This is a genomic window from Marinoscillum pacificum (genome assembly GCF_024714495.1).
In the GTDB taxonomy this organism is placed as follows: domain Bacteria; phylum Bacteroidota; class Bacteroidia; order Cytophagales; family Cyclobacteriaceae; genus Marinoscillum; species Marinoscillum pacificum.
The window spans coordinates 259,702-284,886 of the sequence record NZ_JAMZMJ010000002.1 but is presented as its reverse complement, the minus strand read 5'-3'; the positions used below and the strand labels follow the sequence as shown (position 1 = coordinate 284,886).

The 25,185-nt window shown below is 40.8% G+C and carries 14 protein-coding genes and 2 tRNA genes; 14 read left to right on the top strand and 2 right to left on the bottom strand.

Annotated elements, in window-relative coordinates; translation table 11 throughout:
• Window positions 1–1,136: 1,136 nt before the first annotated feature.
• Window positions 1,137–2,348 (bottom strand): ADP-forming succinate--CoA ligase subunit beta, encoded by a 1,212-nt coding sequence (gene sucC / locus NXS00_RS08035; protein ID WP_258098641.1) that lies wholly within the window; start codon window positions 2,346–2,348, stop codon window positions 1,137–1,139.
• 142 nt (window positions 2,349–2,490) lie between these two features.
• On the opposite strand from sucC, the gene NXS00_RS08030 reads away from it, so the two are divergent.
• The 8 genes from NXS00_RS08030 to NXS00_RS07995 all read left to right on the top strand — a co-directional run bounded on the left by NXS00_RS08030 (window position 2,491) and on the right by NXS00_RS07995 (window position 13,657).
• Window positions 2,491–3,144 carry an ABC transporter ATP-binding protein gene (locus NXS00_RS08030; RefSeq protein ID WP_258098640.1) on the top strand — a complete coding sequence of 218 codons (654 nt, stop codon included), beginning with the start codon at window positions 2,491–2,493 and terminating at the stop codon, window positions 3,142–3,144.
• Window positions 3,144–3,980 carry a DMT family transporter gene (locus NXS00_RS08025; RefSeq protein ID WP_258098639.1) on the top strand — a complete coding sequence of 279 codons (837 nt, stop codon included), beginning with the start codon at window positions 3,144–3,146 and terminating at the stop codon, window positions 3,978–3,980. Before NXS00_RS08030 ends, NXS00_RS08025 begins: the two co-directional genes overlap by 1 nt.
• A gap of 201 nt (window positions 3,981–4,181) precedes the next feature.
• Complete coding sequence (locus tag NXS00_RS08020) at window positions 4,182–5,006, top strand: DUF2306 domain-containing protein (RefSeq protein ID WP_258098638.1); 825 nt, start codon at window positions 4,182–4,184, stop codon at window positions 5,004–5,006.
• A 109-nt stretch (window positions 5,007–5,115) separates the two neighbouring features.
• Window positions 5,116–5,730 (top strand): MCP four helix bundle domain-containing protein, encoded by a 615-nt coding sequence (locus tag NXS00_RS08015; protein ID WP_258098637.1) that lies wholly within the window; start codon window positions 5,116–5,118, stop codon window positions 5,728–5,730.
• Between the two features lie 407 nt (window positions 5,731–6,137).
• Entirely contained in the window at window positions 6,138–7,955 is a 1,818-nt protein-coding gene (locus NXS00_RS08010) for a histidine kinase dimerization/phosphoacceptor domain -containing protein (protein ID WP_258098636.1), read from the top strand.
• A complete protein-coding gene (locus NXS00_RS08005) occupies window positions 7,955–8,671 on the top strand; it encodes a LytR/AlgR family response regulator transcription factor (RefSeq protein WP_258098635.1) in 717 nt (238 codons plus the stop codon). Before NXS00_RS08010 ends, NXS00_RS08005 begins: the two co-directional genes overlap by 1 nt.
• A 163-nt stretch (window positions 8,672–8,834) precedes the next feature.
• Window positions 8,835–13,424 (top strand): BspA family leucine-rich repeat surface protein, encoded by a 4,590-nt coding sequence (locus NXS00_RS08000; RefSeq protein WP_258098634.1) that lies wholly within the window; start codon window positions 8,835–8,837, stop codon window positions 13,422–13,424.
• Between the two features lie 59 nt (window positions 13,425–13,483).
• Complete coding sequence (locus NXS00_RS07995) at window positions 13,484–13,657, top strand: PID-CTERM protein-sorting domain-containing protein (RefSeq protein WP_258098633.1); 174 nt, start codon at window positions 13,484–13,486, stop codon at window positions 13,655–13,657.
• A gap of 333 nt (window positions 13,658–13,990) precedes the next feature.
• Here NXS00_RS07995 and gap read toward each other — a convergent pair whose 3' ends face one another.
• Window positions 13,991–14,998, bottom strand: coding sequence for a type I glyceraldehyde-3-phosphate dehydrogenase (gene gap, locus NXS00_RS07990; protein WP_258098632.1), 1,008 nt, complete (start codon window positions 14,996–14,998; stop codon window positions 13,991–13,993).
• Between the two features lie 253 nt (window positions 14,999–15,251).
• Between gap and NXS00_RS07985 the strand changes: the two genes are divergently transcribed.
• The 6 genes from NXS00_RS07985 to NXS00_RS07960 all read left to right on the top strand — a co-directional run bounded on the left by NXS00_RS07985 (window position 15,252) and on the right by NXS00_RS07960 (window position 25,176).
• The gene (locus tag NXS00_RS07985) at window positions 15,252–18,098 is read left to right on the top strand and encodes a M16 family metallopeptidase (RefSeq protein ID WP_258098631.1); all 2,847 of its coding nucleotides are present in this window, start codon (window positions 15,252–15,254) and stop codon (window positions 18,096–18,098) included.
• 155 nt (window positions 18,099–18,253) lie between these two features.
• Window positions 18,254–18,325, top strand: a tRNA-Glu gene (locus NXS00_RS07980).
• Between the two features lie 195 nt (window positions 18,326–18,520).
• Window positions 18,521–18,592 (top strand) — tRNA-Glu (locus NXS00_RS07975).
• A gap of 1,104 nt (window positions 18,593–19,696) precedes the next feature.
• Complete coding sequence (locus NXS00_RS07970) at window positions 19,697–20,446, top strand: FadR/GntR family transcriptional regulator (protein ID WP_258098630.1); 750 nt, start codon at window positions 19,697–19,699, stop codon at window positions 20,444–20,446.
• Window positions 20,447–20,615: 169 nt separating this feature from the next.
• Complete coding sequence (locus NXS00_RS07965) at window positions 20,616–23,732, top strand: SusC/RagA family TonB-linked outer membrane protein (RefSeq protein WP_258098629.1); 3,117 nt, start codon at window positions 20,616–20,618, stop codon at window positions 23,730–23,732.
• Between the two features lie 13 nt (window positions 23,733–23,745).
• On the top strand, window positions 23,746–25,176 hold the full coding sequence (locus NXS00_RS07960; RefSeq protein WP_258098628.1) for a RagB/SusD family nutrient uptake outer membrane protein: 1,431 nt from the start codon (window positions 23,746–23,748) through the stop codon (window positions 25,174–25,176).
• Window positions 25,177–25,185 lie beyond the last annotated feature (9 nt).

The window sequence follows — 25,185 nt, the reverse complement described above, 5'->3', positions numbered from 1 at the left end:
TGATTATAGGGGAATCTCACTTTGACGATTAGTTCTGCTTCATGTGATTCCTGCCCTACCTCGGCAGGCAGGCTCCGCAGGAATGACGAATTCGGCTAATGTATTTTAGGTATGCTTTAATTTGAGTCGTCATTACGAAGGAACTGAAGCAATCTTACCTATTGAGTTGGTTATGCTTGTTTGTAAGATCACTTCGCTGAGCTCGTGATGACGGTTGGGTTCAATTATGCTTCTTGGGCATGGAGCTTGATGGGATTCCTGCCCTACCTCGGCAGGCAGGCTTCGCAGGAATGATGTTTTGTCTCTTACCGTCATTCACTGAATTCCTTCAAGAATAAGATTCCTTTGGGTGATTAGAATGGAATTATAGGGGAATCTCATTTTGACGTGTAGGTCTGCTTCATGGGGTTCTTGCCCTGCCACGGCAGATTTCGCAGGAATGGCGATGGATTAGGTCGTCATTGCGAAGGAGCTGAAGCAATCTTACCTATTGAGTTGGTCAAGCTTGTTTGTAAGATCACTTTGCTATGCTTGTGATGACGGTTGGGCTCAATAATGCTTGTGGGGAATGTGGCTTGATGGGATTCCAGCCCTGCCACGGCTGGCAGGCTCCGCAGGAATGACGATGGATCAGGTCGTCATTGCGAAGGAACTGAAGCAATCTTAAGGAATGAGTTGGCTAAGCTTTATTGTAAGATCACTTCGCTGCGCTCGTGATGACGGTTGGGCTTAATAATGCTTGTGGAGAATGTTTGAGGTAGAGGATTTGATAGATGTGATTCCTGCCTCCGCAGGAATGACGTTTTAATAATCCGTCAGTAGATTGCCGCGTCTAGTTAAAAAAGCTAGTCTCGTAATGACGTATAGGGAGAATATAAATAAAACTTTCATGATATGGGATGTCACTAACCTTGCATGAAAGTCGTATAAATATTAGAGGTCGACTTTTTTTGGTGTCTTAGAACCCGTGAATAAAACTGATGGCAGAATTTAAGAACAAACCATTGGTGCCATAGAGCCCGAACAGAAAATTTTACTCTTTAAGTAAATCCTAGCAGTTCATCATTCGAGACTTTCACAGAAAAAAGGCTGCCAATTGGCAGCCTTTATATGCATCTGAATTTATGACTTAAACGTTAAGCCAAAACTTCTTTTACTCTTTCTGCTGCATCTTTCAATACAACTGCTGAAACTACTTTCAAGCCAGACTCATCAATAATCTTTGCTCCTTCTTCAGCGTTAGTTCCTTGAAGTCTTACAATAATAGGTACATTGATTTCACCAATGTTTTTGTAAGCTTCTACAACTCCGTTTGCTACTCTATCACATCTTACGATACCACCGAAGATGTTGATCAAGATTGCTTTTACGTTAGGGTCTTTCAAGATGATTCTGAAACCAGCTTCTACCGTTTGTGCGTTTGCTCCTCCTCCTACGTCTAGGAAGTTTGCAGGCTCACCACCAGATAATTTGATGATGTCCATAGTAGCCATTGCCAAACCAGCTCCGTTTACCATACATCCTACGTTACCGTCTAGTTTCACGTAGTTCAATCCGCTTTCGCCAGCTTCTACCTCCAAAGGATCTTCCTCTGTGATATCTCTAAGCTCAGCTAGATCTTTATGTCTATAAAGTGCATTGTCATCCAGATTTACTTTTGCATCTACAGCAAGAATCTTGTTGTCAGATGTTTTCAACACTGGGTTGATCTCAAACTGAGAACTATCTGTAGCAACGTATGCTTTGTATAGAGAGAAGATGAACTTCACCATGCCTTTGAATGCTTCGCCTTCCAAGCCAAGAGCGAATGCTACTTTTCTAGCCTGGAAACCTTGAAGACCTACTGCAGGATCGATCCACTCTTTTACGATTTTCTCTGGAGTTTCTTCTGCAACAGTTTCTATGTCCATTCCACCTTCGGTAGAAGCCATGATTACGTTGCATCCTTTAGCTCTATCTAATAGGATAGATAGATAATATTCTTTTGGCTCTGAATCACCTGGATAGTATACATCCTGAGCGACCAATACCTTATTTACTTTTTTACCTTCTGGACCTGTTTGGTGTGTTACCAAAGTTCCGCCAAGAATAGCTTCTGCTTTTGGTCCTACTTCGTCAAGGCTTTTAGCCAATACTACACCATTAGAACCAGTCTCCTGAACTTTACCTTTTCCACGACCACCAGCATGGATCTGTGCTTTTACCACATACCACTCAGTGCCGGTTGCTTTGTTTAATTCTTTTGCCGCTTCTACAGCCTTTTCAGGGGTGTCAGCTACGATACCCTCCTGGATAGTTACACCATAGCTCTTTAGTACTTCTTTCGCTTGATATTCGTGGATGTTCATGCTGTCAAAATTTTTGTGCGAATCTACTGTAAAAGGCTTGTTTAATCAACCTTTCTGTGTTAGAAGTTCTTAACAATGTGTAGATACAATCGTTTCGTTAACTTCAGGGTATTCAGTTCGTTTTTGATTCTATATTTGCGACATGCTAAAAGCACAAGGTATTTTAAAGGCTTACGGGACTCTTCCCGTATTAAAAGGAATAGATCTTGAGATAAAAGAAGCAGAAGTAGTTTCTATAGTGGGAGCTTCTGGTGCTGGTAAAAGTACCTTGCTGCATGTGTTGGGAACATTAGATCATCCAGATAGTGGTGAGATTTTACTTAACAATACCAGTATCTTCAAATTGAGTCAGCAGAAGTTGGCAGCCTTTCGTAACGATCACATTGGTTTTATTTTTCAATTTCATAATCTCCTGCCTGAGTTTACGGCATTGGAAAATGTGATGATTCCTGGTTTGATAGGAGGGAGAAATTCCAATGAAGTAAAAAAACGTGCCTTGGAATTGCTTCAAATGCTTGGGATGCTTGCTCGTAAAGATCATAAGCCATCGGAATTATCTGGGGGAGAGCAGCAACGTGTTTCTGTTGCCAGAGCACTAATTAATGATCCTTCTATTGTATTTGCCGATGAGCCAAGTGGAAATCTTGACTCGAAAAATGCAGAAGAATTACACAATCTATTTTTTAAGCTACGAGATGATTTAAAGCAAACTTTCGTCATTGTAACTCACAATAAAGATCTGGCAGAAATGGCAGATCGTAAATTGGAGATCGCTGACGGAGTAATCGTAGCTTAATGTCTAAAGGAGTACAATACATGCTCTTGGCGACCTTTATGTTTACCTTGATGAAGGTGAGTGTGAAATTGGTTCCACATATTCCTGCCATAGAGGTCATTCTTTTTCGATCCGTTATATCCCTGGTGATCAGTGTTTACTATCTGCAGAGGCAGCGTGTAAGTGTTTGGGGAAATAATAAGCCCATATTGGTGATGCGTGGTGTGGCTGGGGCTATTGCTTTAATTACCTATTTCAGCTTATTGCAGCAGATCCCACTAGCGACAATGTCTACGTTGCAGTATCTCGCTCCAATTTTCACAGCAATTCTTGGAATCTTTTTAGTGAAGGAAAAAGTAAGGCCTTGGCAATGGGTATTTTTTGCTATCAGTTTTGCTGGAGTGCTGGTTGTTCGTGGATTCGATGACCGTATCTCTGTGCTTCATTTAGGAATGGGAGTAGGGGCCTCCTTATTTATGGGATTGGCTTATAATTTCATTCGCATGCTCAAAACTTCGGAACATCCATTGGTCATCATATTTTATTTCCCTCTGGTATTGATGCCGATTGCTGGTGTTTGGTCAGCTATGGTTTGGGTGCAGCCTCAGGGTTGGGATTGGCTGGTGTTGCTTGCTGTAGGGCTATTCACACAGATAGCTCAGTTCTTCATGACTAAATCCTACCAGGCAGAGGAGCTCTCCAAGGTTTCGATTCTTACTTATATCGGGTTGATCTATGCGATATTGTTCGGTTGGTTCTTATTTGATGAGACGTTTAACTGGATGACTTACGTGGGTATGGGGCTTGTGATACTGGGAGTCGCTCTGAATGTCATTTCGAAAAAAGTAAAACTCTAATATTTATTTGGTCTTTTTTGAAATGGAGGCTATGTCGGGAAAGTGTCATGCATTGCCGGGAAAATAGGAGCTAATCTTCTTCTTACTAATTAATTTGCTTCATAATTTCTTTAAATGATCGTAGAAGGGTCTTTTGCTTGTTTCTAGTGAACGTCTTTAATAGTGATTTTTTCATCTTCATTTGATGGTAACGTGTAATTCATGAATTCATCGCTAAATATAACGGCTGATAAGCCATCATTTATTTTTCAACTGACTTCTAAACTGTTAGTTGCTACGGTTTGGAGTAGTGCCATGCTTTTTGGTTTATACATATTAGCGTTTTACTTCATCGCTCTTATTCAGGGAAATACCACTCAGTGGAATGAGATTTTGCCTGGATTGTATGATGAGCAAACAAGGGGAGCAACTGCCGGAATAGGGCTTCACTTTGCCGCAGGAGGGATCATTCTTATTCTTGGCTGTATTCAACTGCTGGATGGTATCCGAACAAAGTATCCAGTCTTTCATCGCTGGGTAGGTAGAGTGTATGTGGTGGCTTCTATTATTACTGCCTTAGGAGGCCTAGCCTTCATTTTCTTGAAAGGTACTATTGGAGGTCTCTGGATGAATGTTGCCTTTACAGGCTATGGGGTGTTAACTTTTCTTGCAGGAGTTTTTGCCATTAAATATGCGCGTTCTGGTGATTTTGAAAAGCATCGAGTCTGGGCTATTCGTTTGTTTGCCTTAGCAATTGGATCTTGGTTGTACAGAATGGAGTACGGTTTTTGGTTTCTGATTATGGATCGTGCTGGACATGCTAGTGATTTTACGGGACCGTTTGATTACTTCATGGATTTCTTTTTTTACATCCCAAACCTCTTAATTGCGCAATTATTTATCAGTAGAAAAAAGCTTATTCAGAATCGGTATGTGGAGGGTATGGCGGTGATTGTTTTGCTTTCAGTAACCATGTTTCTTGTCTTAGCTACATACTTCTTTACTAAAAAGTATTGGGGTCCTGCTATTCTGGAGGTGTTTATATAAATGTGAGTTCTGATCAAGTGAATATTCCTTAATTAGCTGTCCGTATTTTTTGGGAGGGTATTTAATAGGTGGTTTTCGTTAGTTATATTAGACTTAAATCCCTGCAGAGATGATCCAGAGAAGAACCTTCAGTAAATTGAAATCAATTGTTGCGCTTGTTGTGGTATTCTTATTGGTTTTGGCCACCAACCTGATGGATAAGCAACATTTTGAAGTTGTGGAGCGGGCGCTAACAACAGTGTATGAAGACCGATTATTGGTTAAAGACTACTTGTTTAAAATTTCCAGACAACTTCAAAAGAAACAGGAAGCACTGCATTTGGCCGAGTTAGCGGAAATTCAACAGACCAATAATTTATCAAATACGGCTATTGATTCATTGATTGGAAAATTTGCTTCGACAGCAATGGTTGCACATGAAGAGTCCTATTTTGAGCGATTGAAACGGGAGTTAGCGGTTCTTGAAAAGTATGAGTCTGAACTGCTTGTGAGTGATAATCAGGGTGTAAGTTCTGAATATATTCGACAGTTGGATGAACAACACTTGGAGGTGAATGAAATTCTCGATGTTTTATTTGAAATACAAATCAAAGAGGGGAAGAGGCAAATTGACTATTCTAATCAGGCAATTGACCGAAGTAATTTGATGACTAAATTGGAGATCGGAGCTTTAATTGCAATAGGGTTAGTTATTCAAATTATTCTGCTGTACCGGAGCAAATAAAAAACCCTGACGAAATCGTAACGGGTCTTGAATGTATTCAGAATGTTTTTAGATTATTTATTCCGCTTGATGATTCGCTAATTGTTGTAGGTACTTAACTATATAGATAATGAGAAAAATTGGCTTCTGCTTAGTGTATCAGCTCATTTGTAGTAATTCATTTGTGTTTATTCAAACACTGTAAATTCTGAATTTTACTTTGTTGGACAATGTACAAGAAGTAGTATTTATAAATGAAGTTTCGAGGGGTATTGATGGACATAGTGAGATTTTTTATGCTGAAAAATTAACATTTTATAAGTTCGTTATTTTTGCTTAGTTACCAATCTACTCATGGTACGTTTCGGCTTATGATCTCATTGTTTAGTAACAAGTGCTTTTCAATCCTATTTAGTTTTTCAATTCTGTTGCTGGTAGTTATACTCGATGTGCAATCTCAGGTAAGAGATGGGCTTGTGTATTATCAGGGAGAAAAAGAACTCTCTCTTGAGGGGGATTGGGAATTTTATTTTGATACCTTATTTATCAAGCTACCTGATGGCTTATCTCCTACAGGTTTCATTACTGTCCCCGGGAAGTGGTCTGCACATGGTTATCCTTCTACGGGTAAAGGGTGTTACAGGCTCATTATAACGACAGATGATGTGTATGATGACTTGGCTGCTGCCGTACCTGAAACACACGGTGCTTCTGAGCTCTATCTCAATGGGAAGAAAATAAGCAGTAGTGGTGAAGTGCACGCTGATCCTAAGCGTACCAAACATAGGTGGGTGCCAGAGGTGGTTCCTCTTAGGCTGCAAAAAGGGGGGAATGAGCTGGTGTGGCAGGTAGCTAATTACAAGCACAGCAAAAGTGGAATGAACAAGGCGATTCGCATAGGACACTTTGATCGACTTTTTGATGAAAGGGAGCTACAGGTGATTACCACTATTTTTTTGATGGGAAGTGTTTTGGCTTTGAGCTTGTTTTTCTTCGGGATGCATCTATACTGGAAAAAGGATCCACCTACATTGTATTTGTCATTAGCGTTTTTGAGTTATGGGTTGAGATTTGGTTTGTATGATCTTCACTTGATCAATAAGGTTTTGGATGATGTGCCGTGGATATATCTGGTGCGGGCGGAATACATCACGACCTATTTGTCGTTTTTCTTCTTCATTCTATTTTTTCGTTCCATGTTTCCTAATGAAATGGGGCGGAAGCTTTACATTTCTTTAATATCCTATTTTGGGCTGGGCATGGTGTTTATTCTTCTTGCTCCCGTTTATTACTTTTCTCAGATGCACAAATTTACCATTGTGGTCATGTTGGTGTCATTGATGATTATACTATGGATAATCTTCTTGGCCTATAGAAGGAATAAAATCAAATCTCACCTTGCGTTATTATTTGTGATATTTTTTCTATTTGCACCACTCCCTGCCATTTTTTTCTATTTAAACTGGATACCTTATGTGCCCTTTGTTGAAGACCTGAGTACGCTGGGCATCATGCTTACACTTGCTTTTATGATGGCGGTGAGGTTTGTGGGTTTGTTTAATCAGGTGGAAGGTCTGCAAATTCAGGCGGAAAATCAACGAGAAGTAATAGCCAAATCCCTACAAGAAAAGGAAGTGCTATTGGGTGAAATTCATCACCGAGTCAAAAATAATTTACAGACAATTAATAGCCTTTTGTTATTACAGTCTAAGTCGATTAAAGACGAAAAAGCTGTAAATGCCATTCAAGAGAGTCAATATCGTATTCAGACGATGGCGCTTGTACATCAGAAGCTCTACCAAACCAATGACAAGGGAATGGGAGTAGATGTGCAGAATTATTTCGAGGATTTGGTGCAAACTATTGTACAATCTTTTGATACCACTCGTCATGTAAAGGTTAGGCAAGAGATTGATGATTTTGTCCTCGATCTTGATACCATTATTATTCTTGGCTTAATCACTAATGAGTTAATCGTTAATTGCTTAAAGTATGCTTTTGATGACACCATTTCGGAACCGGAAATTCGATTGAAACTGACAAAAGAAAAAGACAATCTTTATCTGGAAATCATGGACAATGGTCTGGGCTATGACATTAATAATCCTGCCAGAGATAGTAGTTTTGGATTAAAACTTGTGAGTTCGCTCAGTCGAAAACTCAAATGTAAACCAGAAACTCAGTCGGCTTTAGGTAATGGTACAAAGACCTCATTTACAATTAAAAAGTACACTGTAATAGATTGATGGCATATAAAATACTTATAGTAGAGGATGATCCACTGATAGCAGATTCGCTGGAAGTCATAGTGGAAGAAACTAACTACACATGCTGCGGCAAGGCGGAGAGTGTGACAGAGGCACTGAACCTGATATCGGATACCACTCCTGACCTGCTTTTGCTAGACATCAATCTTGATGGAGCAAACGAGGGAATAGAATTGGCGGAGATCGTACAGAAGCGAGAAAAAATTCCGGCTATTTTCATCACAGCATACTCAGATGAAAAGACCGTTGATCGCGCATCGAAAACGAATCCTTTGGGGTATTTGATTAAGCCTTTTCGTGAGGCTGAGGTTCGTGTGGCGTTGAAGCTGGCTTTTGCCGCCATTGAGCGGGAGCAGTCTAACATGGAGAATTTAATGGATGCTGATGGTACCGTATATGTGAAAGATCGCAATGGTTACCTCCGGGTCAATATTCCAGAGATTATGTTTATTCAAGCCAATGATGTGTACTCTCACGTGATTACGAATAATATCAAATGTATGATCAGTAAACCACTTAAGCAGGTTGAAGAAATTGTTAAAGCTTATGGATTTATGCGAGTTCACAAATCGTATGTAGTCAATAAAAAAGCGATCCAACAGATAAAAGACCAGCATATAATTATAGGGGAGCATGCCATCCCAATAGGTCGGGTTTACAGAGAGGAGCTGATGCAGCAGTTGAGGCTCCTTTAGTTTTTCCTTCGAAAAAGCATCTTCTAATGAAGTCAGCGACCACCGTTGGATTTTTTTCTGTCGTTTACCTAGTTTCTGATGTCGTTCACTGATTAGCGATTGTGGTCACCAGTAGACATGGATACTTTCGGTTATTCCTTGTTAAAGATAATCTAAAGTCAACATGAAAAAACTATTACCACTTATCCTGTCATGTGTGCTCACTGGGTCGCTGTATGCTCAGAGGGCATTTATAACCACTTGGCAGACCACTACGGAAAATGAGTCCATTACCATCCCCACGAGAGGTAGCGGATATGCCTACACGGTGGACTGGGGTGATGGTACTGATGCCACTACGCATGTAGGAAGTGCCACCCATACTTACACGGATTCAGATACCTATACAGTGAGTATCATTGGAACCTTCCCACGCATCTATTTCAATAACGGTGGATCAAAAGACAAAATACTCACCATAGAGCAATGGGGTGATATCCAGTGGACGAACATGAACCGTGCCTTTAAGGGATGCTCAAACCTGACGATACCGGCCACTGATGCTCCAGATCTGAGTAATGTGACTGATATGTACGATATGTTTTTCGGTGCTTCGAGCATGAATTCCGATATAGGTCACTGGGATGTCAGTAATGTGGAAAACATGCGCGGAGTGTTTTTGCTCGCATCATCATTTAACCAGGATATCAGTAGCTGGGATGTGAGTAACGTTACATTCATGGAGTTCATGTTTGATAAAGCAAGCTCCTTTAATCAGGATATCAGTAGTTGGGTTGTGAGTAAAGTAACTTCTATGAAGGGTATATTTCAGCTAAGTTCCGCTTTTGATCAAAATTTGGGAGCATGGAATATTGAGAAGGTAGAGAATATGAGTTTGATGTTTAATGAAAGTGGGATGTCAACTGCGAACTATAATGCGACTTTGAATGGCTGGGCAGATGACAATGGAGGTACTGAAAGCATAAACACTGATGTGGAGGTGGGTGTAAGTGGCTTACACTATTCATGTGAGGCCGTAGAAGCTAGAAATATACTGGTCAATACCTATGGTTGGACATTTAATGGTGATCAAAAGCAATGTCCGGCTATCATCCAGTTTCAGCTAGATGAAGGCATCACAGAGCCGGTGATCGATGAGATAAACCAGACGGTGTACTGTGAAGTAGATTTTAGCACCTCTCTTAATGGTTTGGCTCCTGATTTGGAAGTGTCGGCAGGCGCGAGCCTTTCTCCGGCCAGCGGCATGGCCTTGGATTTTACTACGCCTCAGGTATACACTGTAACCTCCGAAGATGAAACTTTAGTGCGCGAGTGGACAGTGAACATCGTATACCCATCTGATTCTGCCGCAGCTATTACCAGCTTTACACTGCCCGGTCAGATAGGTGAGACAGTCATCGATACAAGTGCGCATACCATTACCATCATTATGCCTAAAGGGTTAGATTTGACTTCCATCGCCGCGGAGATTGCTACTTCCCCCGGAGCTTCTGTGTCACCTGCCTCAGGGGTGGCTAATGATTTTTCTACCCCTGTAACATACACAGTCACGGCATACAATGGTGTCACCCAGCAGGATTGGGTAGTTAGTGTAAATCAATTTACCCCTTTTGTCACGACGTGGCAGACCACCTCGGATGATGAGTCTATCACTATACCTACGTATAATGAAGGGTATAGCTACACCGTGGATTGGGGTGATGGCACTACCGATGCTACTACATATGAAGGAAATGCCACGCATACTTACACTGACGCCGGCATACACACCATTAGCATTATTGGAGACTTTCCGCGTTTTAGATTTTATGATAAAGCAGATAAAGACAAAATACTCACTGTGGAGCAGTGGGGAGATATAGAGTGGGAAACCATGTTTTTGGCTTTTGGTGGGTGTTCCAATTTGACCACAGTACCTGAGGGTGAGGCTCCTGATTTGACTAACGTAACCGACCTTAGGAATATGTTTTATAAGGCCACATCTTTTAATAGTGACCTTAGTGCGTGGGATGTAAGTAATGTGACAAATATGTCCGACATGTTTCAAGAAGCTTCTTCCTTTAATGGTGACCTCAATAGCTGGGATGTGGGTAATGTTACCGTCATGTCGAGAATGTTTAGGTATGCATCTTCTTTTGACCAGGACCTTGGAGCATGGGATGTTGGGAGCGTTACTGATATGTCCTATATTTTTGATGAAAGTGGAATTTTAACTACCAATTATGATGCTACGCTAACTGGCTGGGCAGATGACAATGGAGACACCCAAACCATACCCACTGATTTGGAGGTAGGCGTAAGTGGCTTGAATTATTCGTGTGATGGCAATGAGGCTAGAAGCATATTAGTCAATACTTATGGTTGGACTTTTGATGGTGATTCTCGGTTAGGTGAGGACCCTCCGGTGCCGGATGAGGATGTTTTACCGGCAATCACGCTCGTATGCGAATCGCTAAGTGCTCTTGAGGCTCCTACTGCTACAGGCGAATGTGGAGAAACGATCATTGGAACCCACGATGCAGCCTTCCCTATCACGGAAAGTACCACAGTCACCTGGACTTATACAGATGATGCAGGAAATGAGGACACTCAGGTGCAGGAAATAATTTGGGAGTATGCACCGCCAGAGTTGGCGGCTGTTGCCGATCAGACAGTAGACGAAGGTTCACTACTCACCTTTACGGCTTCTTCTACACCATGTGCTCAATCTGAAGGTGTGACTTACGTCCTTGATCAAGTTTCTTTGGATAAGGGGATGACCTTAAATGATGCAACCGGAATATTTGAATGGACGCCATCTGCGGAGCATATTGGTGAGCATGAGGTGACCATCACTGTTGTGGAAAATGGCGATACGGATTTTACCGATTCGCAAGTCTTCACCGTAGTGGTTAATGATATCAACTGGCCACCCGTTATTTCAGCTCTTACTGACCAGTCAGTTTTAGGATATTCGGAGTTTGCAACTACTATTGAGGCTACAGATGCTGATGGCGATGCCCTGGTCTTTTCGATAGATGATGTTTCGGAGAGCAAAGGGATGCTCATAGACGAAAGTCAGGTTTTGCGATGGACGCCCACTTTCATTCATCAGGGAAGCCATGCTGTGGAAGTAGTAGTGATGGAGGAAACGGATCATGAGTTAACCGATACGCTGAGGTTTACTGTTGATGTAGAAGAGATGAGGGTGTGGGATGGTAATGCCTGGAGCATTGTGAACTACAACAGAGTACACGTGATAACGGGTGCATATGACACGGATGCTCATGGTGCACTTGAAGTTGAAAGGGACTTAATTGTGGAGGCATCAGGTAGTTTGCATATTGGCGCAGGGTCTCCGGTAGCTGTGTTTTCTGCGGATGTTTATAACTATGGCGAAGTTCTTGTCGCCCCAGGAGGTGAGTTGATTCCTTTCGGGGGGACGTTTTATGGTGATAACTATATCGTCGAACGCAATACTACATTTGATCAGTCCACAGGACAGTACAGCATGATTGGTTCGCCAGTGAAGGATGCTTCCTTTGATATGCTCGGAGAAAACGCATTGGTTTATTTCTATGACGAGTCAGAGGCTTATGACCCTGGGGGTACAGAGGGTCTCAATCGATTCAAAGATCCATTGGCTAATGGAATGTCAGTAATGGAGGCTGGAGTAGGCTATTTCAGTGCGTTTACCGGAGATGAAGATGGGCTGGTGACGTTTGTGGGTACTCCATATAGTAGCCAAATCACCCGAGAGTTGACCTCTACAGATCATGCTGCAAATGAAGATGCTTATGAGGGCTATCACATTCTGTCCAACCCATTTACCGTGTCATTATCCATATATGAGTTTCTCTCAGAAAATGAAGACCTGGAAGGAGCTGTCTATGTATGGGATGATAATGGCTCTGATGAGGGCAGGGGAAGCAATTCAGATTATATAATCCATAATGGAGACGTGGCTGTGCAAACCTCACCTGGAGGACGCTCCTCAGAGTTGGAAGGTCTTTCTACCGGGCAAGGTTTTTTTGTAAAAATGAAAGAGGGTGTTCGGGAAACTGAGGTTGTTTTGAGTCCTGAGATGTATGGTGATGCGGATAACGAGACTTTCTTCCGTCAATCATCCCAAGCCATAGCGCGGCTGAATCTTACTGGATCTGACGGTTTTTTCAGGCAAACTGTGATTGGTTGGGTAGACGATATCAGTATGAGCCAGGCAGACCGAAACTATGATGCACCAGTGTTTGATCCAGCATCGGCCAATTTGCTCTACACGTTCAAAGATGGTAAAGAGCTGGCCATTCAGGGAGTGAACCATACCGCAGATCGGATTCCAGTAGGAGTGCATGTGTCTGAGGCGGATACGTATACCTTTTCTCTGGATACCGAGGAATCTCCAGGGTACTACTTATATCTTCATGACCTACAGACCGGAGCCTATCAGCTATTAAATGATCAACCTTACACGTTTACCACGAGTGCTGGAAAGTTCTCGGGCAGGTTTGAACTCGGCGTAGCGTCAAGTATCCTCAATACACTTGATTTTACCGACATGATATATGCTCACGGAAAAACGCTGAAAATACGACGTGGACGTGGTGGCAAAGGAAATGGTAGAGGCCAACGTGGCTATCGTTTGATGAGCCTGGATGGCCGTCAGGTATGGAGCGGTGAGGTGGCTGATGAGCTTTCAGTGACTTTTGATCATCTTCCTGTGGGAGTTTATATCATCACTGACGGATCATTTTCCAAGAAAATATTACTCAAATAAAAATTCAATCAAGAGCTATATCAACAGAAAGCTCTTGAATTCTATAACCGAAAGAAATTATGAAAGAATTAATCGAACGAACAGTTTTAGTTGTATTGGTTTTACTAGTAGCTATGCCCGTGATGGCTCAAGGGGCACCTCCAGCCACGCCAATAGATGGTGGGTTGTCCATTTTATTGGCAGCCGGTGGAGCCTACGGCATTAAGAAGCTCAGGGATAGTAGAAGATCTTAGTTGACTATCAATTTGGCGGTGCAAAGGGGGGCTATCGAGGCTCCTTTTTTAGTCTAAAGTATCTTGCTTGTATTTGGGTGTAACGTTTGGTTGAAAATCAGCACAATAGAAGAGAGATTTGTAAAATAGACTTGAAACGTGGGTCTTGGAACGGTTAACAATTGTTTGACTATTCTAAGTCAGGCAATTGATCGAAGTAATTTGATGACTAAATTGGAGATCGGAACTTTAATTGCAATAGGGTTAGTTATTCAAATTATTGTGCTGTACCGGAGTAAATAAAAAACCCTGACGAAATCGCCAGGGTTTTCAAATTCTATGCTTTGTATGGAATTAACCTTTAGCAGCGATGAACTCAAGAAGCTCAACTACTTTAGTAGAGTAACCCCACTCATTGTCATACCAAGAAACAACTTTCACGAAAGTTGGAGTCAACTGGATACCAGCACCCGCATCGAAGATAGAAGTTCTAGAATCACCTAAGAAGTCAGTAGAAACTACAGCATCTTCAGTGTATCCAAGCACACCTTTCAATGCACCTTCTGAAGCTTCTTTCATTACTTTACAGATCTCCTCGTAAGAAGTTTCTTTTTTCAACTGTACAGTCAAGTCAACTACAGAAACGTCTGGAGTTGGAACTCTGAATGACATACCAGTTAATTTACCGTTCAACTCAGGAATAACTTTTCCTACTGCTTTAGCAGCACCTGTAGATGAAGGGATGATGTTTTGGCCAGCGCCACGTCCACCTCTCCAGTCTTTCATAGAAGGACCGTCTACTGTTTTCTGAGTAGCAGTAGTAGCGTGAACTGTAGTCATCAAACCACTTTCGATACCGAATGTATCATTCAATACTTTTGCGATAGGAGCTAGACAGTTAGTAGTACAAGAAGCATTAGATACGAAGTTCATATCTGTAGTGTACTTCTCCTGGTTTACACCCATAACGAACATTGGAGTATCGTCTTTAGATGGACCAGTCATGATTACTTTCTTAGCGCCAGCGTCCAAGTGTCCTTGAGCAGAGTCTTTAGTAAGGAAGATACCAGTAGCTTCGATTACGTACTCAGCACCTACATCACCCCATTTAAGGTCTGCAGGGTTTCTTTCAGAAGTAACGCGGATTTCTGATCCGTTTACTACAAGTTTACCGTCAGTTACTTCAACAGTTCCTTTGAATTGTCCGTGAGTTGAGTCGTACTTAAGCATGTAAGCGATGTACTCAACATCAAGTAGGTCGTTGATACCTACGATTTCGATATTTTCTCTTTCGGCAGCTACACGGAATACCAATCTTCCGATACGTCCGAATCCATTGATTCCGATTTTGACTTTTGACATGTTATTTGGTTTTTTACGGATTATTCAAAATAAATCTCTGCAAATCTATAACTAGATTTTTTGGAAGCAAATATGTTGTAGGTTTAGTTTGTCAGGGATTGAACAATTATTAATGACTTTTGTCAATCAGCGATATCCATCCACTTCTTATTCCCTCCATTCATGTAAATGGATTCTATATTCTTTTAATTCCCGTCCAACTAAATTTTCTTTAACTTCATATTAGCTTAAATCAAATAAACTCTAACAACTAATGAAAAACTTGAAATTAGTGGTTGTGTTATTGGTTGCTGTGATCCTCGGATCATGTGGCCAGACAGAGCCCAAAGAGGAGAGTGCAAAGCTCTCTGTTGATTTTGAAAAGTACCAATTGAGTAATGGTCTTGATGTGGTACTTCACGAAGATCATTCTGATCCTATTGTGGCGGTTTCGATCGTGGTGCATGTAGGATCTAACCGTGAAAAACCAGGGAGAACTGGCTTTGCTCACTTCTTTGAGCACATGTTGTTCCAAAAATCAGAAAATGTGCCTGAAGGTGGATTTTTTAAGAATATCAATGAGTGGGGTGGAACCTTCAATGGAGGAACTTCTAATGACTTCACTATTTACTTCGAGACGGTTCCTAAAGATGCGCTGGAGAAAGTGCTTTGGATGGAGTCTGATAGAATGGGCTTCTTTATTAATGCGGTTTCTTTAACTGACCTGGAAGGTGAAAAGCCTGTAGTGCAGAATGAAAAGCGTCAGCGCGTGGATAACCAGCCTTACGGTCATACAGATTATGTAATCAGAAAAGCTTTGTATCCAGAAGGTCACCCTTACAACTGGACAGTGATTGGAGAACTTGAAGATTTGCAAGGAGCGACCATTGAAGATGTGAAGGAATTCTACGACAAGTGGTATGGTCCTAACAACGCAACCTTGGTGATTGCTGGAGATTTCAAGTCTGAAGAGGTAAAAGGACTAGTTGATAAATACTTTGGAGAAATTCCTTCAAGAGGGGATGATCAGCCAATGAAGCCGATGCCAGTTTCTCTAGATGAAACGAAAGTTCTTTATTACGAAGATAATTTTGCGCAATTGCCAGAAATCAGAATGACGTTCCCGACTGTAGAGCAGTACAATGCTGATCAGTGGGCTCTAGATGCACTGTCTGAGATTTTAACAGACGGTAAGCGTGCTCCTTTGTATAAAGTATTGGTTGAAGAGGCTGAAGTAGCGCCAGAGTCTGGTGTAAGTGCATGGCATAGCGCTAATGAATTGGCTGGTACTTTCACATTCAGGGTGAGAGCTAATAAAGGTGTAGATCTAGATACGGTAAGAACCTTAATTGGTCAGGCGCTGGATAAGTTTGAAACCGAAGGATTCTCTGAGAAGGATTTGGAGCGTATCAAAGCTCGTCAGGAAACCAATTTCTACAATGGTATTTCAAGTGTATTCAATAAATCACTTCAGTTGGCATTCTATAATGAGTACACTGGTGATCCAGGTTACATCACAAAGGATATCGAGAATATCAAAAATGTGACAAAGGATGATGTGATGCGTGTGTATCAGAAATACATCAAAGGTAAGAATAGTGTAGTGACCAACTTCGTTCCAACAGGAGCTGCTGATTTGGCACTTTCTTCAGCTATTCCTGCACAGATCAAAGAAGAAGGATTGAATGAGTTCAAGCCATCTGAAGTAATGGAGCAAGAAGGTGATTTCACTTATACAAAAACTGAATCATCATTTGATAGAACAGTGGAGCCGGAGTTTGGCGAAGATCCGTTAGTTACTCCCCCTACAATCTGGACATCAAAAACTGCTAATGGTATTGATGTTTATGGCATCGAAAGAGATGAATTGCCTTTGGTGCAGTTTAGTTTCAGAATCATGGGTGGTTTGTATCTTGATAATCCAGATAAAGTAGGTGCCGCTAACATGATTACCGATCTAATGATGGAGGGTACAGCTACAAAGACTCCTGAAGAGTTAGAAGATGCGATTGGTCAGTTAGGTTCTTCTATCAATATGGGTACTTCTGATGAGTATATTACCATTTCTGGTAACTGCTTGGCCAGAAACTATGCAGCTACTATGGATCTTGTTTCTGAAATCTTATTGGAGCCAAGATGGGATGCGGCAGAGTTCGAAAGAATTAAAAGTGCTACTATTAACACCATTCAACAGCGGGAGGCCAATCCAAATGCGGTAGCAAGTACTGTGAGAAATAAGCTATTCTACGGAAAAGATCATATTTTATCACATCCAATTGTAGGATATACTGAAACTGTAGAGGCTATTACCCTGGATGATATCAAGGCTTACTATGAGAAAAACTTCTCTCCATCGGTAACAAATTATCACGTTGCTGGAGCTGTGTCTCAGTCGGCTGTGATGAAGTCATTGGAAAAGCTGAGTAGCTGGGAGTCTAAGCAAGTGGTAATGCCGGAATTCGACGTACCTCCTGTTCCAACTGAACCTCAAGTGTTCTTTGTGGATATTCCAAAAGCGAAGCAGTCAGTAATCAATATTGGTCGATTGGCTGTGGATGGGAGTGATCCTGCATTTAATCTAATCAACATCGCTAATGACCGTTTAGGTGGTGGTTCTAGTGGGCAGCTTTTCCAGGTATTGAGAGAGGAAAAGCAGTTTACTTACGGAGCGTATTCTTTTGTTTCTCGTCAGTCTTACGATCCAGGTATTTGGATGGCTTCTTCTAGTGTGCAGTCTGCTGTGACGGCTCCGGCTTTGGAAACATTCAAAGAAGTGATTGGAAACTATGCTGCTAACTATACTGAAGAGGATTTGAGAAAAACTCAAGTGTCTATGATCAAAGAGAATACTCGAAGATTTGAGACCTTGTTTAGTTTGATCGGTATTCTTCAGAATATCAGTACTTATGACCTTCCTCAGAACTATCTGGATGAAGAGCAACAAGCTGTGAAAGATATGACTGTTGAGAAAGTTCAGGCGACTGTTAATGAGTACATGAACCTTAATAACATGATTTACCTAATTGTGGGTGATAAGGAGACTCAGTACGAGCCACTGAGAGTAGATGGCCCTGGGGATCCAATATTAGTTGATAAATACGGTGAGCCGGTAGCGCAATAAACTGTTAAGAATAGATAGAAAATTTAGCCTCGGAGACGGGGCTAATTTTTTTTGCAAAATTTTTCTTCCAGTATTTGGGATTGTAAAAGTCGGTGTTATATTTGCACTCCCAAACACAGAGAGGCGATCAAAAGTTTCTCTTTGGAAGACAAAATGGTCCGTTCGTCTAGGGGTTAGGACGCCAGGTTTTCATCCTGGTAACAGGGGTTCGATTCCCCTACGGACTACACCAAAAAGGCTCTTTAGCGTTAAGCTTCAGAGCCTTTTTTCGTTTGGCAATAGGGAGGTCTTCCCTGTATTTTCGCAACTCGCTATTTTTTTTAGACACTTTTTAAAGAGTATTTGCGATTGTGAAAGGGGATGTTATATTTGCAAACCCAAACACCAAAAGGCAGTATTGCTTTGATGATGTTAGAACAAATGGTCCGTTCGTCTAGGGGTTAGGACGCCAGGTTTTCATCCTGGTAACAGGGGTTCGATTCCCCTACGGACTACACTCAAAAGGCTCTTTAGCGTTAAGCTTCAGAGCCTTTTTTCGTTTGGCATTTGGGGAAGCCCTCCCTGTATGCTTGCACCTCACTAAAAACCTTTCACTGGAAGGTTTCTGGACGTTCGGTCGTCCTACGGACTACAAAGCCTGATTCACACATGAATCAGTTTTTTTGTTTTTAAGCAATTTTCAAATTGATTATAGTAATTCCTTACTGAATTCTGGAGTCTTGCAATGCGTGCTTTTTCTAATTCTTAATCATAGACAAGAGACTTTAAACCCTACCTAATTAGACAAGATGGTCCGTTCGTCTAGGGGGTATGGGCAGCCGGCCAGGCACGCCAGGTTTTCATCCTGGTAACAGAAGCCCTCCCTACATGCTCGCACCTCACTAAAACCTTCCACTAGAAGGTTTCTGGACGTTTGGTCGTCCTACGGACTGCACTAAAAGGCTCTTTAGCGTTAAGCTTTAGAGCCTTTTTTCGTTTTTGCAGTAGGGAAGGTTTCCTGTGCAGCGCAGTATCAATACTTCAGGTAAGAAGCTTGTTTTATCAGTGGTCGTCCTTCGGAATTATGTTGTAAAGTGCTTGAGTGTTGGGTTCTAGAGATGTATTATGCTTCGATTGTAATTATCTGTTTGTCTTAAGTGGTGAAATTATCACAATTAGAATTTGCTCAGAGTCTTTCTTGATCCTGAGAGTCAATGAGTAATATGGTTAACAAAGCAATCTGATGATGTGCTCCTTGCTTCGTCTAGGGTAAATATTCCTTTTAGAAGGACTGAATTATTCATTTGATAAATTGAGGTGACTGGTTTGGATTGGTTGACCAGTTGTATATTTTTTGTGATAGCATCTCATTTAACTGAAATATTGATATTTTATTTATCCCTTCATTAGGGGTTGAATTAATCAATAGATTGCTATTACTTCTATGAAAAGTATAACATAATTCGCTAATTATTAAAATTATGGTAATGTAAGTTTGTTGCTTGGTCTTCTATATCATTTTATGATTATTTAAAAATAATGTTAAAGTTTTGAGAAAATAATAATTTGTAATAAATTGGTCAACCAGTTGGTGGTTTACTAATTATACATTGAGCTGCATGGACTTATTAAATAATTTTAGAGAAATAGTAATAGAGAAACCTGGTGACAAAATTATTAAGCAGATCAAGGAGTTGATTTCTTCTGGTCAATTAAAGCCTGGTGATAAACTCCCATCTGAGCGCATGCTCAGTGAGCGGTTTGGTGTTGGTAGGACGTATGTTCGTGATGCTATTAGAAAACTGGAGTTTTATGGTATTCTTAAAACCCTACCACAAAGTGGAACTGTTGTAGCCGGTTTTGGTATTGCAGCTTTGGAAGGTCTTATTTCTGATGTATTAGAATTGGAGGGAAATGATTTCCATGCGTTAGTAGAGACCAGAGTGCTGCTGGAAGTTAATTCTGCACGGTTTGCTGCTATGAGAAGGTCTAATCAAGATATTGTGTCTATTGCAAATGCGTTGACAGATTATGAAAATGCAGTGTCTGCAGGTAAGGATACAGTAGAATGTGACTTACTATTTCACTTGAAAATTGCTGAAGCTAGTAAGAACCCAGTCTTGAAATCTTTAATGTTGATAGTTACTCCTGATATTTTGACTTATTTCAAAGAAAACAATGTCTGTGGAGGGGAGCGTCCTGTAAGCGCACTTGACGAACACTATCAAATATTAGACTTTATAGAAAAAAGAAGTCCAGATGAAGCAGCAGATGCTATGAGGCACCATCTGAGTGATATTTTGAACTTTTCCGTTAAAAACAATAAAACAAATGATGAATCTGATGATGCAGAAAAAAAAGTGAGTTAGCGAAAGCTAACTCACGGAGACTCATTGCTAGGAAATACATTCAATCGGCAAACTGACCTGTATTTTCCCAGTAACTGTTCTGATCTACAAATATAGAGTAAATCTGATTTCTTCAGAACAATACCTCCATTTCCGCTCTATTCAGGATACCCTAACAAAAATGATGATTATGAAAAACTGTTTACTGATTAAGCGGGCAGGTTTGCGCTGCTTGTTTTCAGTGGTAACACTGATGCTATTGTACGCACAAGTACATGCGCAGGAAAACCAGTCCTATACTGGGCAGGTTACCTCAGCTGAAGGGGAAACTCTTCCAGGGGTAACTGTGATGGTGAAAGGTACCACTAACGGTACAATTACTGACATGAATGGTAATTTTAATGTAAAAGCAACCTCTGGAGATGTGTTGACTTTTTCATTTGTAGGATTTTTGACTCAAGAAATTGAAGTTGGGAGCCAGACCTCTCTTAATGTAAAAATGAACCTGGATTTAAAGCAACTCGATGAAGTTGTGGTTGTCGGGTACGGAACACAAAAGAAATCCTCAATCACAGGTTCCGTATCTAAGGTGGTCAATGAAGATTTGGATCAAATGGCTGTTTCCAGAGTGGATGACGCCTTAATTGGTCAGGTGTCCGGAGTGAATATTCAAGCTACGGATGCTGAGCCTGGAGCAGCCCCTACCATTACGGTGAGAGGGTTTGGGTCTGTTACGGCTGATTCAGGACCTGCCGTAGTTGTTGATGGTGTCATTGTGAATTCGGACTTCCTTGGGAATATGAATATGAATGATATTGAATCCTTTGAAGTGCTAAAAGATGCTGCTTCCGCTGCCATTTATGGAAGTGAAGGCGCGAATGGAGTGATTATCATCACCACAAAGAATGGAAAAAAGGGAAAACCATCCTTTAGTTATGAAACTTTCTTCGGACGCAAAGAAGCTTTTGGAAGTGAAGAATATAAGAAGGATCTCACAGATTGGGCGGAGTTGGAAGCCGCTGCTAATGATGGACAATTAAGTGATGGTACATTACAGGCTCTGGCTATTTCAGAAGCGTTAGGAGGTTTGGATCGTGATTGGCAGGACGTATTTTTTAATGGTGGAAATATTGTGAGTCATTCTGTATCTGCTAGAGGAGGCACTGATAAAACTGATTACAGTGCTTCATTGAAATACCTTCATGATGAAGGTGTGGTGATATTTGATGATTATAAATTATACACTGGATCAATTAAAATAAATACAGAATTAATTGATGGTCTTAAATTCGGTGTTAATGCTACTCCATCATACGTAAAAAGAAGAACCTTACCCACTTCAGTTCACAATCCCATAAGACAATCTCCATGGCTGCCTATATACCATACGGAAGAAACGTTACAATTCATTGATAGAGAAGAATTTCCAGACGTGCAAGTGGGGGACTACTTCAATGAAGATCATCTTCTAAGTGCTGATTACAATGGAGATGGTTCCACAGGTAGAGCAAGGACAACCGGAGATATGAATCCTTATGCACAATATGCAGAGAGGGAGCACTATGAGTATCAGACGAACTTATTGAGCTCTACATATTTAAGTTATGATATTTTGGAAGGGCTGACTGTTAGAACTTCACTTGGTCTTACACTGGAGCAGCGTAAGCGGACCAGATGGGATGGTACTAATCATCATTCTGCTGGTAATAGTAGGGCACAGTATAATCTTCAGAATAGGTTCAGAACCAGAGTAATTTCAGATAACACAGTATCATACAATAAAACTTTTGGAGATCATGACCTTAGTCTACTGGGAGGGGTTACAATTCAGAGAAGAACATCCGAAGAGAGTACCATTACAGGAAATGGTTACACAAATGATCTCTTGAAAAATCTAGAAGGTGCCACCAATATAGCAGAGTTTGCAGAGATCAATATTCTTCGAAAGAAGATAGGGTACTTTGCTAGGGTAAATTATGCTTATAAGGATAGATACCTATTCAATGCTTCTTTCAGACGAGATGGAAGCTCAGTGTTCGGTGTAGATTCCAAATGGGGAAATTTCCCAGCCGTATCAATAGGTTGGAACATGCATAACGAGGGTTTTTTAGCTAATAATGATCTTTTGAGCATTATAAAATTAAGAGCGAGTTATGGTCTCACCGGTTCAGAAAACTTTAGTGTAGGTGACGATATCATCAATACCTGGCCTTATCTGGCTTTGCTGCAAAACTCTAATTACATCAGTGATAACAGTGTTGTTCCAGGTGTTTCGCCATTGAATATTGCTAATACGTTGTTGCAGTGGGAAGCTTCTTCGGAATTGACTGTAGGTGTTGATTATGGACTATTCAAAAACCGGGTTACAGGTTCCATTGATTTTTATAGAAGAGTGAGTGATAATCTCCTTTTAGAAAACCCTGTATCTTATATTACTGGTTTTAATACAGGTATTGTCAACCTTGGAGAAGTCGAAAACCGAGGTTGGGAATTTGAGTTGAGAACAATCAATATAGATCAAGATCCTTTCAAATGGAGTACAAGCTTCATAGCATCTACTAATGAAAATGAATTAACTGCTTTTGGGGATTCGGATGGAGCCTTATTGGAAGATACTTATGGACGGAATTCTCAATATATCAACCTGGTAGGTAACCCTATTTCTTCGTTTTATGGATATGTGGTTGATAGATCAAAATCTGTTCCAAATGAATATGTAACCACTCCGTGGCAGACGATTAATGGGTTTGCTGAAGATGCCATTGTGCTTGATCTCAATGGAGACGGTATTATAACTAATGAGGATAAAACAATACTGGGCGACCCATATCCAGATATTATTCTGAGTATAACTAACGATTTTGCTTATGGACCATTTGACTTATCGTTTATGGTTCAGGGAAGTTTTGGTGCTGAAGTTAAGAATATTGGTGATCAGTACTTCTACACATGGTGGCAAGGAACAACGACCAATCCTCAGGATCTGGTAGATGCAGGAATTGTACCTCATCAAAGTTTCTTGCAAGAGAAAGTACTTACCGATGAAGTTGTACAATCTGCCAGTTATTTGTCCTTAAGAAATGTCAATATAGGCTACAATCTACCAAAAGCAACGGCAGCTAAGTTTGGTCTTTCCAATGTTCGACTTTACGTTTCTGGTCAAAACCTAATCTACAGAACATCAGATGAGTATTCTGGATTTAATCCTGAATTTATCGATGACGACAATCCAAGAAAGTACGGAGAACAACGAGCAGGAACACCGCTGTTCCGCACCATGACAGTAGGTCTTAATGTTAACTTTTAAAACTCAAAAAAATATGAAACCTATTAAAATAATGATCATGGCCATTTTTGGGTTGGTTGCCAGTTCATGTGATGATGAATTTTTAAACCCATTGCCTGACTCATCGGTAACAGTTGATGCATACTTTGATTCAGATGAAGATGTGTTGGCGGGAATCATTGGAATATATGATGCCATTCAGGGAGTAAACGAAAACACAGAAACCAATGATACGGATTTCAATAGAGGAGTGCAATTTGAATATCTGTTGACTGAACACCGGTCAGATAATACAAGAAGTGCTACTTTGGAAGGGTCGAGAGCTGATTTTCACAGATATATTATTGATCCCAATAATGTGCAATCTGAAGATTATTGGGCGTCTATGTATGAGGTGATTTTTCGAGCGAATAATATCATGAATTATATGGATGTAGCCAATCCGGGAAATGTAGCTAAGTACACTGCAGAAGCTAAGTTTTTGAGAGCCTATGCTTATTTCAATTTGGTTAGGTTATATGGTGGAGTACCTTTAGTCACAGAGGTTGTAATAGCAGAAGAGACAGATAAGTTATTCACCAGAGCGTCTGTAGATGATATCTATAGTCAAATCATAGAGGATCTTCAGGAAGCGATATTGTCTCTGGATTACTCTCACAAAGCAAGAGCTTCAAAAGGTGCCGCTCAAGCACTACTGGCCAAGGTTTATTTGACTCAGTCTACCCCTAATTACGAGGGAGCTCAACAGTTATGTGAGGAAATTATCAACAGTCAGGAATATTCACTTGAGGATAATTTCTATGATGTATTTTACTCTGAGCTGAATAACGAAATCATATTCGCTATACAGTATCAATCTGGTAATTCAGAAGAGAGTCAGGGCTTTTCAGCGGAGTTCACTTCTACTATTAGAGCTGGTAGACAAGATGGGTTGAATATTCCGGAAAACAATCTCATTGCAGATTTGCAAGCCTTCGGCGGAAATAGAACGGATGTTTCGCTTACCAATGTATTAGGTAATTATGAAGTTGGTAAGTTTTTACCAGATGGCTTTGACTGGACTCAGAATTATGGAACTAACACCGGAGATGCTGGAAATGACTGGATAGTTTTGAGATATGCAGACGTATTGTTGATGCATGTTGAAGCAATTCTTGCAGGTACTCCATCTACAGGTAATGCCAATGCACTGAGTTCATTTCAGGCAGTTCGAAATCGTGCTGGGATAACCAATCCGGTTACATCTATTTCAGTAAATGATTTATTACTAGAAAGAAGAGTGGAGTTTGCATTTGAAAATCATCGTTTTTTTGATTTAGTGCGTTTCGGAGTAGCAGATGCTGTTTTGAGTGGATATGCAGATGATAATGGCTATACATTCACAGGAACGGACCTTTTGTTGCCAATACCTTCAAGGGAAATCAATTTGAGTGGAGGTGTTTTAAATCAAAACCCAGGTTATTAATCAAAAAAA

What these genes read in the sequence shown, in the direction of transcription:
- gap (WP_258098632.1), bottom strand. Translation starts at nt 14,998, where the DNA reads ATGTCAAAAGTCAAAATCGGAATCAATGGATTCGGACGTATCGGAAGA.
- NXS00_RS08015 (WP_258098637.1), top strand. Translation starts at nt 5,116, where the DNA reads ATGATCCAGAGAAGAACCTTCAGTAAATTGAAATCAATTGTTGCGCTT.
- NXS00_RS08025 (WP_258098639.1), top strand. Translation starts at nt 3,144, where the DNA reads ATGTCTAAAGGAGTACAATACATGCTCTTGGCGACCTTTATGTTTACC.
- NXS00_RS07970 (WP_258098630.1), top strand. Translation starts at nt 19,697, where the DNA reads ATGGACTTATTAAATAATTTTAGAGAAATAGTAATAGAGAAACCTGGT.
- NXS00_RS07985 (WP_258098631.1), top strand. Translation starts at nt 15,252, where the DNA reads ATGAAAAACTTGAAATTAGTGGTTGTGTTATTGGTTGCTGTGATCCTC.
- NXS00_RS08000 (WP_258098634.1), top strand. Translation starts at nt 8,835, where the DNA reads ATGAAAAAACTATTACCACTTATCCTGTCATGTGTGCTCACTGGGTCG.
- NXS00_RS07960 (WP_258098628.1), top strand. Translation starts at nt 23,746, where the DNA reads ATGAAACCTATTAAAATAATGATCATGGCCATTTTTGGGTTGGTTGCC.
- sucC (WP_258098641.1), bottom strand. Translation starts at nt 2,348, where the DNA reads ATGAACATCCACGAATATCAAGCGAAAGAAGTACTAAAGAGCTATGGT.
- NXS00_RS08030 (WP_258098640.1), top strand. Translation starts at nt 2,491, where the DNA reads ATGCTAAAAGCACAAGGTATTTTAAAGGCTTACGGGACTCTTCCCGTA.
- NXS00_RS08005 (WP_258098635.1), top strand. Translation starts at nt 7,955, where the DNA reads ATGGCATATAAAATACTTATAGTAGAGGATGATCCACTGATAGCAGAT.
- NXS00_RS07995 (WP_258098633.1), top strand. Translation starts at nt 13,484, where the DNA reads ATGAAAGAATTAATCGAACGAACAGTTTTAGTTGTATTGGTTTTACTA.
- NXS00_RS08020 (WP_258098638.1), top strand. Translation starts at nt 4,182, where the DNA reads ATGAATTCATCGCTAAATATAACGGCTGATAAGCCATCATTTATTTTT.
- NXS00_RS07965 (WP_258098629.1), top strand. Translation starts at nt 20,616, where the DNA reads ATGAAAAACTGTTTACTGATTAAGCGGGCAGGTTTGCGCTGCTTGTTT.